The organism is Yersinia sp. 2542 StPb PI, assembly GCF_048593855.1.
In the GTDB taxonomy this organism is placed as follows: domain Bacteria; phylum Pseudomonadota; class Gammaproteobacteria; order Enterobacterales; family Enterobacteriaceae; genus Yersinia; species Yersinia enterocolitica_E.
In genome coordinates, this window is record NZ_JAZGQA010000046.1 from 14,051 (window position 1) to 27,103 (window position 13,053).

Sequence of the window (13,053 nt, forward strand, 5' to 3'; positions counted from 1 at the left end):
ATTGCTATGCGTTGGCAAGGTCGTCGTGAAAGTGACAATGTAGAAGATAGGCGCGGGGATGCATCCGGGGGCGGTGGTGGGTTCCGGCCTCCGATTGGCGGCAAGGGCGGTATTGTTATTCTCATTGTGGTGTTGGTTGCGGGCTACTACGGGGTTGACTTGACCCCGCTGTTAAATGGCAGTGATCCGATGTCACAAACTCAAACACAGCCACGTTCTCCAAGTTCAGTCAGCACTAAAGATGACCAATATGCCAAATTTACCTCGGTCGTTCTGGCGGATACAGAAGACGCCTGGAAACCTATTTTCCAAAAGATGGGGCGTACCTATCAGGAGCCTAAACTGGTGATGTATCGTGGTGCAACGCGCACCGGTTGCGGTACCGGTCAGTCCGTTATGGGACCGTTTTATTGCCCAGCAGATAGCACGGTTTATATCGACTTATCTTTCTATGAAGATATGAAGAATAAACTGGGTGCGGGGGGCGACTTTGCTCAGGCCTATGTGATTGCTCATGAAGTTGGCCACCATGTGCAGCATTTGATGGGTATTGATACTAAAGTGCGTCAGCAGCAGCAGGGTGCATCTCAGGCTGAAGCTAATCGCCTCTCGGTCAAAATGGAATTGCAGGCGGACTGTTTTGCCGGCGTGTGGGGCAAAGCCATGGAAGACCAGCAGGTGTTGGAAGTGGGTGATTTACAAGCGGCACTAAATGCGGCACAGGCGATTGGGGATGATCGCTTACAGCAGCAAAGGCAAGGGCGTGTCGTTCCTGATAGCTTCACTCATGGCACATCACAACAGCGCTATACCTGGTTTAAACGTGGTTTCGATAGCGGTGATCCTAATAGCTGCAACACGTTCTCCACCCGTTAAACTGATCAGCTAAAATCATTGGCGTTACAGCGAACAGCGCTGTAGCGTCAGGTACGAAAAGTATAAATAGATTATCATAAGACCACTTTCCTCTTACCGGCACGCTAGCTGCCGGCATTTATTGCAAGGCAGGGATAACCATGGCCGCTCTTGATCCAACTTTATTGATTCTATTGGCGTTGGCTGCGCTTGGCATCATTAGCCACAATATGACCGTCACATTAGCTATTCTGACACTACTCGCCATTCGTATTACTCCGTTAAATCAGTTTTTCCCATGGATAGAAAAGTATGGCTTAACCATCGGTATTTTGATTCTGACCATTGGCGTGATGACGCCGATTGCCAGTGGTAAAATTAGCGCCAGCGAGGTGCTGCACTCCTTTGTGCAGTGGAAATCGATATTAGCCATTGTGGTCGGGGTTGCGGTCTCTTGGTTAGGTGGCCGTGGCGTGTCGTTGATGACTCACCAACCGTCCGTGGTGGCAGGGCTATTGGTCGGAACGGTACTGGGGGTTGCGTTATTTAGAGGCGTTCCGGTTGGGCCGTTGATCGCCGCGGGCTTGCTTTCACTGGTGATCGGTAAATCGTAACGTGATCGATCAAATTGTGCTCAGCCAACCACTAATGGCACGGCAGGGGATACGGCGTTTACTGGTCCTCAGCGGTTGCGCGGATTGGTCGCGCCAGCAGGCATTAAATCTGCGTCAGCAATTGCCGGGTGATTGGTTATGGATAGCAGAACAGGCCGCTGACACTGGCAATGCAATTCACCCGACAGCGGCAAAAACCTTACTCGGGCAGGAAGGGTTACATGGCGTATTTGATGCCACCGATGGTTTGAATACCGAAGCACTGGCGGTGCTGGCCGGCGCATTGCAAGCTGGTAGCTGGCTGGTGCTGCTAGTGCCGCAGTGGGATAGGTGGCCGTGCTTACCAGACGCTGATAGTTTGCGCTGGAGTGAACAACTCACCCCCATCACTACACCGAATTTTATTCACCATCTGCAACGTCAACTTCAGGCTGATCCTGATGTTATTTTGTGGCAACAGAACCAGCCGCTATCCATGCCTATGCTGTACTCTCGCCCAGAATGGCAGCAGCCCGACGGTTCCCCTACCACGGAACAGCATACTATCCTTCAACGCCTGATGCAGGCAGAACGCGGCACTTGGGTGCTGACGGCAGCCCGTGGGCGCGGTAAATCGACGCTGGCCGGTATGTTGGTAGCGCAGTGGCCCGGTTGCTGCTGGGTCACCGGGCCGGGTAAAGCAGCCACACAAGTGCTGAATCAGTGCGCGGGAGAACGAGCGCACTTCTGGGCGCCAGATGCACTATTAGACTACTGTCGGTTAAACGATGTCAGCGGAATTGACTGGTTATTGATTGATGAGGCTGCGGCTATCCCTGCCACACTCCTATCGGCGTTATTGGTGTACTTCCCACGGGCATTATTAACCACCACCGTGCAGGGTTACGAAGGCACCGGGCGTGGTTTCTTGTTGAAGTTCTGTACAACACTACACGATTGGCACCCTTTGGCGCTAACAGACCCTATTCGTTGGGCCAGCGGTGATCCGCTAGAGCGTGTCGTGGATGAAGTTATGCTATTTGACGATGAGCTACCGCGCCGCGAATCTCTCTCAGCGTCAGTCGATATTATGCCCTGTAAGCAGCGCGATTGGCTGCACTACCCCGAATTGCTGCGACGTTTTTATGGTTTGCTTGCCAGTGCGCATTATCGCACCACCCCCCTTGATTTGCGGCGTTTGATGGATGCGCCAGGGATGCATTTTTCTGCGGCCAGGGTGGCTGATTCAGTCATTGGTGCACTGTGGCTGGTGGATGAGGGGGGGCTTAGCAGTGCATTAGCCCATGCCGTTTGGGCAGGGAAACGGCGGCCAAAGGGGAGTTTGGTGGCTCAGTCACTGGCGGCTCATAGTGGGCAATGGCATGCACCCACCTTACGGTCGCGGCGAATCAGTCGAGTCGCGGTAGCACCGTCATGGCGGCGGCAGGGGATAGCACTACAGATGATTGCCGCCGAGCTTGCGCGTGGGCAGCGCGAGAGGCTTGATTATATTTCAGTCAGTTTTGGTTATACCCCCGAATTAGAACGCTTTTGGCGTGCCTGCGGCTTTCATCTGGTGCGTATTGGTAGCCATAAGGAAGCCAGCAGCGGCTGTTATGCGGCAATGGCGATATTACCCCTGAGTATAGCGGGACAATCGCTCTGTGAGGCAGCACGGCAGCAATTAGAGCGTGATTGGTATTGGTTGCAGCAATGGGTCGACATTCCAACGCCCTTATCGCTATCCCAGCCTCAACAACCTGACATTGCCTTAAATGACGACGACTGGCGTGAACTGGCTGGTTTTGCCTTTGCTTTTCGGCCGTTAGAGGCGAGTTTACCCGCACTACAGCGTTTGTTATTACGCAGTCAATTACCCCTTCCCGCATTACGGTATTATTTACAGCAGGGTATTTCGCCCGCGCAGATTGTTAACAATCTAGCCCTAACAGGGCGAAAAGCATTAGTGGCGCGGTGGCGGCAAGAGGCAGCCGAGGGGATGGCAGAGGATTGATGACAGTTATCTTTTATTGTCTTAAAACTCAATTTCTCATGATGTGGCGAAGAGGCTCTTAGGGTAAGGTATTCGCCATATTCAGGATGAGTATAGCGAGGATATCCACCGAGTCAGATCCAGCATCCGCCGTTACCTTCAATAATTCCCACCAACTCCATCAATAAAACCCAATATCTCTGCGAAACCAGCAGCGTATAGTAACGTTATTGTCATTTAATGATTAAAGGCCACTTGATGAATCAGACTTCTATCGTAGTGCAGCAACCCGCAACGCCAGAGCAATTAATACTATTGTTTCATGGTGTTGGTGATAGCGCCGCTGGAATGGCACCGGTCGGTAGCCATTTTGCACAAGCCTTTCCTCAGGCGCTGGTCGTCAGTGTTGATGGTATATTCGCCAGCAACATGGGGAGTGGGCGTCAGTGGTTCTCAGTGCAAGGTGTTACTGAAGATAATCGTCAGGAGCGAGTTGATGCAGTGATGTCGCAATTCATTGATATTATACGTTATTGGCAACAGAAGAGTGGCCTTGGGGCACAGCAGACCACCCTGGTCGGTTTTTCGCAGGGCACGATTATGTCATTGGAGGGGGTGAAAGCTCAGCCGCAGTTAGCCGGGCAAGTTATGGCGTTTAGTGGCCGTTTTGCAACATTACCACAGCAACCCATCGCTGACGTGGTGATCCATTTTATTCATGGTGAGCAGGATGGGGTGATTCGTGTGGAACATGCCAAGGCTGCAACCAGTAGCTTAATGGCTTTGGGCAGCCGCGTAACACTGAGTCTGGATGCCAATACCGGGCATGGTATTAATCAACCGATGCTCAAACTGGCTATCGACCATTTACGTGACGACCATTTGCGTGGCGACATTGTTGCGAGGTAATTCACCTTGACGAAGGGGCTGACCCCTTCGTTTGATGTGACTCGAGCTTCACTTATTTTTTCTTGTTCTTATCCGGCCAGTCGTCATCGTCGTCCCATTGCGCATTGTTATCGCGATGAGGCGGTAATTCTGGTTTGTTTTTTAAAAAGCTTTTATGATCAAGACGGCGTAACTCTTTGATACCGTTTAAGATAATACCTGCAAGCAGGATAAGTATGATCCACCAATAATCTGCTAACCAGTGCATGGTTAAGTTCCTTCCGTTGATATACCTGTCATCTTTCAAACTGCCAGTGTGGCTGCACTCAAGAACCTGAATCATCTGACTGCGTAAGAACGTCGGGATTAATCAACCTTATTCTCGCTTGCCGACTTCCTGCATCTTGAAATCTATAGGGTATGAATAAATCGCGAAAAAATCATGGGTAAATGGCTTGTCAGCCACTCACTGCCTGCCACATCCTGTGATTGCCAAGCTTCTAGTAGAATGTTGGGTGTCAGTAAATGTTCCGCCGCCGCAGCTAACGGGCGATAACTTAGGTGCCAAGGTTCTGCTGCAATACCGCCGTTGTCCTCGCTAAATGGCCGGTAAAAACCAAATTCAGCCATATGAACATCCAGCCACTGGGTCAACGGATAAAAATAGCCACTCGCTTGGTATTCCCATGGCTCCAGCTGTAATTTGGTCTCTGCGGGCAACAGGGAGGGATCGTAAATATCCAGATCACTGCCCCAGTGATGGCGGCTGGCTCCCGGGAGGGCAGACCAGCGTAAAATAGCCTCACAACGAGCCTGAGCATCAAGTTGGCAAATCTCTATCGGCTGGCTGTCTTTATCTAATACTGGTCGCTCACCGCGAAATTTACCATTCCAGATCGCTAATTGGCGGTCAAAATCGCGAAAAGTGCTGGCAGGTTGTAAATCAAACCCCGCTCGTTTAGCGGCTTGTTGCATAGCCTGAAAGGCCGCAACAGCTTGTGGTTGCAGGCGATGGTTGCCGCTTAACACCGTCAGATGATCGGTTGAACGGCCGGTAAGCATCTCTGGTGTTAATGTATTAGCTGTCATGCGATGAGCTGCTCCATAATTCGCTGATACATCCGGCTCAGTAGCTGCAAGTCAGCGGCGTGAACACATTCATTCACTTTATGGATAGTGGCATTAACCGGCCCTAACTCCACCACTTGAGCGCCCATTAACGCGATAAAACGGCCATCAGAGGTGCCCCCGGTGGTTAACAGTTGCGGCGTGATTTCAGTGTAGTGCTCAACAGCATTAATTACTGCATCGACCAGCGCACCCCTTGCGGTAAGGAAGGGTTGACCAGACAACACCCACTCGAGGGTGTAATTTAGTTGATGGCGTTCCAACAGCGCCTCTACTCGCTGCTTAATCATGCTGTCAGTCAGTTCTGTACTGAAACGGAAGTTGAACTGCACATAGAACTCACCGGGAATTACATTATTGCTGCCAGTTCCGGCATGCAAATTGGCGATCTGCATACTGGTAGCAGGGAAGAACTCATTGCCTTCATCCCATTGTGTAGCAACCAGCTCATTCAGCGCTGGTATTGCCCGGTGAACCGGATTATCCGCTAAATGAGGATAGGCCACGTGTCCTTGAATTCCATGGATACGCAAGTTGGCAGTAATAGAACCCCGGCGGCCATTTTTCACCACATCGCCGACTCGGTCAGTACTGGAGGGTTCGCCAACCAGACAGTAATCCAGCCGCTCGTTACGCGCCATCAACGCATTCACGACTTTGACCGTACCGTTAATGGCCTTGGCTTCTTCATCGGAGGTAATCATAAATGCCAACCGGCCTTTATGCTCTGGATGAGCCGCGACAAAACGTTCGGCGGCGACCACCATTGCAGCCAGTGAACCTTTCATATCGGCGGCACCACGGCCATACAGCATGCCATCACGAATGGTCGGCTCAAACGGTGGGCTGCTCCAATGGCTTTCATCACCGGTGGGGACCACATCGGTATGACCGGCAAATGCCAAGGTTTCACCTTCGCCGCGCCAGGCCCAGAAGTTAAGGGTATCGCCAAAATTCATAGGTTCTACCGTAAAACCGATAGCCTCTAAGCGCTTAATCATGATCGCCTGGCAGCCCGCATCAGAAGGGCTGAGCGACGGGCGTCTAATTAATTGTTGGGCCAGTTCGATTACCGGACAGATCATGTTATTGCACCTCGATAACGTGTTGTTTAATATTATGTTTCTTAATAAAGAGTTGATAACTTTCAATTTTGAAGCCCAGCAGCATTTCGCCATTGGTGGCTTCCAGTAGCGGGCGTTTAATTATGGCTGGCTGTTCTAGCATCAGCGCTTTGGCGGCCAGAGCATCGGTTATTGCATCACGTTGGGCTTGTGGCAATTTACGCCAGGTGGTACCGCGCGTATTGAGCAATGGTTCCCAACCCAGTTGATCGATAAAACCTTGCAGGCGTTCGTCACTCAATCCGTCTGCACGATAATCGTGAAACTGATAGGCAATACCTTGCTCTTCCAGCCAGCGGCGGGCCTTTTTTATGGTATCGCAATTTTTAATGCCATAAAGGCGCAATGATGGAGTGGCTAGGCTATCTGACATGGGAAAATAATACCTCGGCTAGAATGGCAAATCAGGTCAGCCGTATAGACGACTGCCCGGCTCAAGGGGAGCAATTTGCCCATAATGCGGGAAAATGTGATTTGAATCCAGACGGCTATGCGTTGTTGAGCGCGGCGGTAATCAGAACTGACCTGTTGATTTAGCCGATACAGTCAAGGTTAGCGGCATATTGGCGAATCGCTTTTTGGTAGAGGCTGATGTCCTGATGGCTTGAGGTTTCAGCCAGCAATATCAATAACGTAGCGACTGCCTCTTTGGTTTCACCGAGGTTATACAGTGTCATGGCACGGAATAAGGTAATCTCTTTCGCTTGTGGGAAATGGGCTAACGCGCGGTCAAATGTATCCAGTGACTCTTGATATAGCCCCAGAGCGCGATAAGTGCTGCCCAGCCCCAGATAAGCCTCCTGCAACTCTTTACCTACCAGATTGTGCTCAATAGCGGCCCGATAGAATGGGATTGCCTGCAACTCCAACCCCTGCACATCATACAGTGAGGCAATCTTATACAGCAGACTGGCGTTATCTGGTGAACGACGCAGTAAGTCCAGCGCCATTGCCACCGCATCATCATAACGGCCCAGCTCTTTTAATGAGTCGATGGAGTGTTTCATGGTTGTGCTCTGTATTTTGCCAATAACGGGTTTTGTCAAAAACGGCGTTTACCCCTATATATCTGAGCACGCTACTCTCGAATGATAAAACAGGCAAGTGATGTAATGCTGGCTGAGGAAACTCAGTGACAGGGCAAAATTCAAGATCTCTGCGACAGATCTCATTTCAACCGTTAGGTAGCTTACTTTCGATTTTGACTGTTCAAAAAATAGGCGTATAATTGGCCGCGATAATTAGAGAGGATGTTATGGTTGAATTTGAGTTAAGCACGTGGAAAGAGTTTATCGATGCTATGCTGCGTAAGGCATAAGCGAATAAACCGGCAGTAAGAGTAACTATCTTTTTGTTGTTTTAACGATTGACTTATTACACACCCAGGGGCGAAAAATCGCTCGCCAGAAAGGCAGAGACCATATTGGCTCTGCCTTTTTTATGCCCGTCATCTTTCAAACCGTAGGTGTGTTGGCGGCTCTCGTTCACCCGAATCACTGACTTGATGTCAGCTCATCGGGGTTCTCTTGCTTGCCGTCTGCCTACAGCTTGAAATCTATTGGGCATAATCAGGAGTCATCTTTCAAACCGTAGGTGTGTTGGCGGCTCTAGTTACCCGGCCCATCCTTGGGGGTTAGCGGCTCTCGTTACTCTTTCGCGCGCGGTGGCCTGCCTGGGAAGCGACGACGCACCAGAACAAAGAACAGCGGTACAAAGAAAATCGCCAGCACGGTAGCTGAAATCATCCCCCCCATCACACCAGTACCTACGGCATGTTGGCTACCTGAGCCTGCACCCTGGCTGATAGCCATGGGTAACACACCAAAGATAAATGCCAGCGAGGTCATCAAAATAGGCCGCAACCGCTGGCGGGAAGCCTCAAGAGTGGCTTCGACTAAATCTTTACCTTTATTGTTTAATTCGCTGGCAAACTCGACGATTAAAATGGCGTTTTTGGCCGATAAGCCAATAATGGTCAGCAACCCGACCTGGAAATAAACGTCATTCTCCAACCCGCGCATCCAGGTGGCCGCCACCGCACCTATAACCCCGAGAGGCACCACCAACATCACAGAGAACGGTATTGACCAGCTCTCATACAATGCCGCCAAACATAAAAACACCACCAGTAACGAGATGGCATAGAGGGCCGGGGCCTGTGAACCCGATAGCCGCTCCTGATAGGACATACCTGTCCACTCCAGACCAAAACCATTCGGTAGCTGTTTGACCAGATTCTCCATTACATCCATTGCAGTACCGGTACTGATACCTGGTGCCGCCTCACCGACAATTTCCAGTGCAGAATAACCGTTATAGCGCTCCAATCGTGGTGAGCCATATTCCCAGCGGGTAGTAGAGAACGCCGAGAAGGGCACCATGCTGCCGCTTTTATTACGGACATACCATTTGTTAACGTCTTCCGGCAGCATACGGGCGGTGGCCTCAGACTGCACATAGACTTTCTTCACCCGCCCACGATCAACAAAGTCGTTAACATAAGTCGAACCCCAGGCCGTTTTCAGGGTGTTGTTAATATCATCCAGTGCTACGCCCAACGCTTGTGCTTTGCGTTGATCGATATCTATCTGCAACTGCGGACTATCGTCCAATCCGTTATGTCGCACTCGGGTCAGGGCTGGCTCTTTAGCAGCCATCTGTAATAACTGATCGCGAGCAGCCATCAATTTGTCATGACCCAAACCGCCGTGATCTTGTAATTCCATATCAAAACCTGATGAGCCACCCAAGCCTGAAATGGCTGGCGGGCTACTGACCGACACTCTGGCCTCGGCAATTTTATTAAATACTTTGGTGGCGCGTTCAATAATGGCAAAAGAAGAGTTATTACTCTCTTTACGCTGATCCCAATCAGACAGCCGGATGAAGAGGCGTGCCACATTTTGGCCATTACCACCTGGGCCGGACCCCACCGTTGAGAATACCGACAATACATTATTCTTTTCTTCCGTCAGGAAGTAGTTCTCTACTTTTTCAACCACTTTCAGTGTCTGTTGTTGGGTTGAACCCACCGGGAGCTGGACTTGGGCCATAAACACACCACGGTCTTCCAATGGTAAGAACGACGTCGGTAACTTGATGAACAACAGCGCCAGCCCGCCCAACAGCAGAAAATAGAGCAACATATAGCGCAGACTATGATGTAACACCTGAGCCACACCTTTCTCGTAACGGCGAGTGTTACTATCGAACATACGGTTAAACCAACCGAAAAAGCCACGCTTGGCGTGATGATGGCCCTGCTGAATGGGTTTGAGCATGGTGGCGCAAAGTGCTGGGGTTAGAATCAAGGCGACCAGCACCGAAAGCACCATGGCAGAAACGATGGTAATGGAGAATTGGCGGTAGATGGCCCCGGTGGTGCCACCGAAGAATGCCATTGGGATAAACACGGCAGACAGCACCAGCGCAATACCCACCAATGCGCCCTGAATTTGCCCCATAGACTTACGAGTGGCTTCGCGCGGCCCTAGTCCTTCTTCGCTCATCACTCGTTCGACGTTTTCCACCACCACGATGGCATCGTCAACTAACAGTCCGATCGCCAATACAATGGCAAACATGGTTAGGGTATTAATACTGAATCCGAACGCCGACAGTACTGCGAACGTGCCCAATAGCACCACTGGGACGGCAATTGTTGGGATAAGGGTGGCGCGGAAATTCTGCAAAAAGAGATACATCACCAGGAAAACCAACAAAATGGCTTCCAACAATGTTTTTACCACATCCTTGATTGAGGCTTTAACGAACGGTGTGGTTTCATAAGCGATTTTGGCTTCAAGACCGTGCGGGAAAAACGGGGCCAGTTCTGCTATCCGGGCCTTAACCAACTCATCGGTTTGCAATTCATTGGCACCGGAGGCGAGCTTGATACTCATCCCTGATGCAGCCTGGCCATTAAAGCGACTCAGATAATCATATCTTTCAGCACCCATCTCAATTTTAGCCACATCACCCAATGTGACCAGCGACCCGTCCTGGTTGACCCGCAGCGTGATCTCCCTAAATTGCTCTGGTGTCTGTAATTGAGATTGAGCATTAATGGTGGCATTTAATGCCTGATTATCGACGGCAGGGGTTCCACCTAATTGGCCCACCGCAATCTGACTATTTTGCGATTGGATAGCGCTGACAATATCTTGGGTGGTCAGTTGATAATTATTGAGTTTATTGGGGTCGAGCCAGATACGCATAGCATATTGGGAACCGAAGGCATCAATGCTGCCGACCCCTTCGATACGGCTAAGTGGGTCTTGCAGATTACTGGCGACATAGTCGGCAATATCTTGTTTATCCATACTGCCATCGGTGGAGACAAAGGCCACCATCATCAAGGTGTTATCACCGGATTTTGAAACTGAAACCCCTTGCTGTTGTACGTCTTGTGGCAGTTTTTTAATGGCAGACTGCAACTGATTCTGTACCTGCTGCATCGCTTCGTTAGGATCAGTACCCGCTTGGAATGTCAGGGTTATTGATGCGCTGCCAGAGTTGCTGCTTTGCGATGACATATACAACAGCTTATCAAGGCCGGTCATGCTTTGCTCGATAACCTGCGTGACGGTATTTTCCAGTGTTTGTGCCGAGGCTCCTGGATATGAGGCACTGATGCGGACGTTAGGTGGTGCCAGATTCGGGTATTGCTCAACCGGCAGCGTTGAGATTGCTAAAGCCCCGGTAAGACACAAAATTATCGCCAATACCCAAGCAAAGATCGGGCGGTCGATGAAAAAATTAGCCATGCAGTGCCAGCCTCTATATATAAAAAATCATATCCAGCAGAATCTACTGTGCACTTTACGCGGGAATGCGAGTGGAAACGTGAAGAAAATATGGAGAACCTGTAAAAAACCTCGATAAAACTGAGTTAATCCATCTCAATGTAGAAAATAATGATAAACAGGTGTTTTTTCTGGCATCAGGTAAACTGATTATATCCCAAGAATTTAGCGTGGCAGCCAGGTTGCAATGTTAAATAAGCAGGGAATAGCAGTCACTCAAAATAGGAATTTTTATGGAGCTAAATCCAGTGTTTGCCCGCCGTCTCTATCTCTGCTGGTTAATCAGCAGTGGTGACTCGCTTAATGTACCGCGCTTGATGGAATTGACCGGCTGGCCACGGCGCACTTTGCAAGATGTCTTGAAGGCGCTACCCGGTTTGGGTATCACTCTGACTTTTGTGCAGCATGGCGTGCGCAATAACGCGGGTTATTACCAGTTAGATAGTTGGGGGCCACTGAACAAAAAATGGATATACGATAACCATGATTTTATTTTAGCGGCCATTGAGTAGCCTGACAGCCAGCGAATAGTTTGGTGGCTATTAAATAATTGGGTGGTGGTTAGTACTTTTTATTTTCCAAAAACAAAATGGTTGCTGCCACTCGCGAACGCACATTTAACTTACGCAATAAATTGCGAATATGTACTTTTACGGTTTCTTCTGAAATGTGTAATTCAAATGCGACTTGCTTATTGGACATACCGCGCGCCACTTCTTGCAGCACATCTAATTCACGCTCGGTTAACTCGGAGAAAGGATTAATCTCTTCATGGCGGGAGGATAAGTACTGTGCAACTTCATTGCTGAATACATTCTCGCCACGCGCTGCCTGACGGATATTTTCCAGTAATACTTCCGGTTCGCTATCTTTGAGCAGATAACCATCAGCACCGGCATCAATCATGGCATATACATCGCTGCGCGCATCAGAAACTGTCAGCACGATAATTCGCGCATCAATCCCGTCATGTCGTAATGCTTTTAGGGTATCTAGCCCAGACATACCTTTCATATTCAGGTCGAGCAGAATGACATCCGGCTGACATTTGGCCGCTGCGGTAATAGCCTCACTGCCGCAGTTAGCTTCGGCAACGACATCAAAACTGTGGTCCATCTCAAGTAATTGCCGAATACCACGGCGCATAAGGGGATGGTCATCAACGATCATAATGGTGTGACTTTTGGTCATATAAGTAATGTCCCTGTAACCGATATATGCCCATTATCTTGCAAATTGCATGGGGGGATTGACGGTTGATGTTACTCGGCCCCTGTGAGCGGTGAGCACATCTGTTCCTGACCGCCTTCCTGCACTTTGTAATCTATTGGGTATAGACGTTAAATATTTTGGCTGTTGAATACAGATTATTTTTGATAGCCAATTTAGCAGGCTACGTTATCCATTATTGTTAGTAAAACTGCGATCTAAGTGTACCTCAAAACTGAGGCCAAATTCATTTAACCGCAACAGTTTACCTGAAGAAATAATTACCAAAGTATCATCTTGTTTGATAGCTATTCTCATTAAACAAATCGTTATATAAAAAAGGTAATAACGCAAATAGATTTAACAGTGACAAACTGCGTAAATAACCACTAAATTAATTGATCTTGCTCAATATCTACCACCGATTAACCCTAAAGAGTAATTATTTTATTACTCAT

General features: G+C 49.4%; 12 protein-coding genes. 5 read left to right on the forward strand and 7 right to left on the reverse strand.

The genetic code is table 11. From position 1 onward, the window contains the following. Positions 1-6: 6 nt before the first annotated feature. From V1952_RS08250 to ypfH, 4 genes are all read left to right on the forward strand, one after another. Entirely contained in the window at positions 7-876 is an 870-nt protein-coding gene (locus V1952_RS08250; protein WP_083163309.1) for a neutral zinc metallopeptidase, read from the forward strand. 140 nt (positions 877-1,016) lie between these two features. Beyond that, entirely contained in the window at positions 1,017-1,469 is a 453-nt protein-coding gene (locus V1952_RS08255; protein WP_004876835.1) for a DUF441 domain-containing protein, read from the forward strand. A gap of 34 nt (positions 1,470-1,503) precedes the next feature. Further along, positions 1,504-3,462 carry a tRNA(Met) cytidine acetyltransferase TmcA gene (locus V1952_RS08260; protein ID WP_420074596.1) on the forward strand — a complete coding sequence of 653 codons (1,959 nt, stop codon included), beginning with the start codon at positions 1,504-1,506 and terminating at the stop codon, positions 3,460-3,462. A gap of 237 nt (positions 3,463-3,699) precedes the next feature. Continuing rightward, positions 3,700-4,350 carry an esterase gene (gene ypfH / locus V1952_RS08265; protein WP_420074594.1) on the forward strand — a complete coding sequence of 217 codons (651 nt, stop codon included), beginning with the start codon at positions 3,700-3,702 and terminating at the stop codon, positions 4,348-4,350. Between the two features lie 52 nt (positions 4,351-4,402). Here the strand turns inward: ypfH and V1952_RS08270 are convergent, their stop codons facing one another. The 6 genes from V1952_RS08270 to acrD all read right to left on the reverse strand — a co-directional run bounded on the left by V1952_RS08270 (position 4,403) and on the right by acrD (position 11,347). After that, positions 4,403-4,597: a YpfN family protein gene (locus V1952_RS08270; protein ID WP_083163315.1), complete on the reverse strand. Its 195-nt coding sequence runs from the start codon at positions 4,595-4,597 to the stop codon at positions 4,403-4,405. Between the two features lie 143 nt (positions 4,598-4,740). Further along, positions 4,741-5,418 (reverse strand): M15 family metallopeptidase, encoded by a 678-nt coding sequence (locus V1952_RS08275; protein WP_083163318.1) that lies wholly within the window; start codon positions 5,416-5,418, stop codon positions 4,741-4,743. Continuing rightward, positions 5,415-6,542, reverse strand: coding sequence for a succinyl-diaminopimelate desuccinylase (gene dapE, locus V1952_RS08280; protein ID WP_372559622.1), 1,128 nt, complete (start codon positions 6,540-6,542; stop codon positions 5,415-5,417). Before dapE ends, V1952_RS08275 begins: the two co-directional genes overlap by 4 nt. Position 6,543: 1 nt before the next feature. Next, on the reverse strand, positions 6,544-6,954 hold the full coding sequence (locus tag V1952_RS08285; RefSeq protein WP_420070846.1) for an ArsC family reductase: 411 nt from the start codon (positions 6,952-6,954) through the stop codon (positions 6,544-6,546). Between the two features lie 160 nt (positions 6,955-7,114). Continuing rightward, on the reverse strand, positions 7,115-7,588 hold the full coding sequence (locus V1952_RS08290) for a tetratricopeptide repeat protein (protein ID WP_420074595.1): 474 nt from the start codon (positions 7,586-7,588) through the stop codon (positions 7,115-7,117). Between the two features lie 639 nt (positions 7,589-8,227). Then, on the reverse strand, positions 8,228-11,347 hold the full coding sequence (gene acrD / locus V1952_RS08295) for a multidrug efflux RND transporter permease AcrD (RefSeq protein ID WP_372559619.1): 3,120 nt from the start codon (positions 11,345-11,347) through the stop codon (positions 8,228-8,230). Between the two features lie 272 nt (positions 11,348-11,619). Between acrD and V1952_RS08300 the strand changes: the two genes are divergently transcribed. After that, positions 11,620-11,898 carry a winged helix-turn-helix domain-containing protein gene (locus V1952_RS08300; RefSeq protein WP_372559618.1) on the forward strand — a complete coding sequence of 93 codons (279 nt, stop codon included), beginning with the start codon at positions 11,620-11,622 and terminating at the stop codon, positions 11,896-11,898. 49 nt (positions 11,899-11,947) lie between these two features. Here V1952_RS08300 and narP read toward each other — a convergent pair whose 3' ends face one another. After that, positions 11,948-12,577, reverse strand: coding sequence for a nitrate/nitrite response regulator protein NarP (narP, locus tag V1952_RS08305; protein ID WP_372559617.1), 630 nt, complete (start codon positions 12,575-12,577; stop codon positions 11,948-11,950). Positions 12,578-13,053 lie beyond the last annotated feature (476 nt).

What these genes read in the sequence shown, in the direction of transcription:
- V1952_RS08260 (WP_420074596.1), top strand. Translation starts at nt 1,504, where the DNA reads ATGGCACGGCAGGGGATACGGCGTTTACTGGTCCTCAGCGGTTGCGCG.
- V1952_RS08255 (WP_004876835.1), top strand. Translation starts at nt 1,017, where the DNA reads ATGGCCGCTCTTGATCCAACTTTATTGATTCTATTGGCGTTGGCTGCG.
- V1952_RS08290 (WP_420074595.1), bottom strand. Translation starts at nt 7,588, where the DNA reads ATGAAACACTCCATCGACTCATTAAAAGAGCTGGGCCGTTATGATGAT.
- dapE (WP_372559622.1), bottom strand. Translation starts at nt 6,542, where the DNA reads ATGATCTGTCCGGTAATCGAACTGGCCCAACAATTAATTAGACGCCCG.
- acrD (WP_372559619.1), bottom strand. Translation starts at nt 11,347, where the DNA reads ATGGCTAATTTTTTCATCGACCGCCCGATCTTTGCTTGGGTATTGGCG.
- V1952_RS08270 (WP_083163315.1), bottom strand. Translation starts at nt 4,597, where the DNA reads ATGCACTGGTTAGCAGATTATTGGTGGATCATACTTATCCTGCTTGCA.
- ypfH (WP_420074594.1), top strand. Translation starts at nt 3,700, where the DNA reads ATGAATCAGACTTCTATCGTAGTGCAGCAACCCGCAACGCCAGAGCAA.
- V1952_RS08300 (WP_372559618.1), top strand. Translation starts at nt 11,620, where the DNA reads ATGGAGCTAAATCCAGTGTTTGCCCGCCGTCTCTATCTCTGCTGGTTA.
- V1952_RS08285 (WP_420070846.1), bottom strand. Translation starts at nt 6,954, where the DNA reads ATGTCAGATAGCCTAGCCACTCCATCATTGCGCCTTTATGGCATTAAA.
- V1952_RS08275 (WP_083163318.1), bottom strand. Translation starts at nt 5,418, where the DNA reads ATGACAGCTAATACATTAACACCAGAGATGCTTACCGGCCGTTCAACC.
- V1952_RS08250 (WP_083163309.1), top strand. Translation starts at nt 7, where the DNA reads ATGCGTTGGCAAGGTCGTCGTGAAAGTGACAATGTAGAAGATAGGCGC.
- narP (WP_372559617.1), bottom strand. Translation starts at nt 12,577, where the DNA reads ATGACCAAAAGTCACACCATTATGATCGTTGATGACCATCCCCTTATG.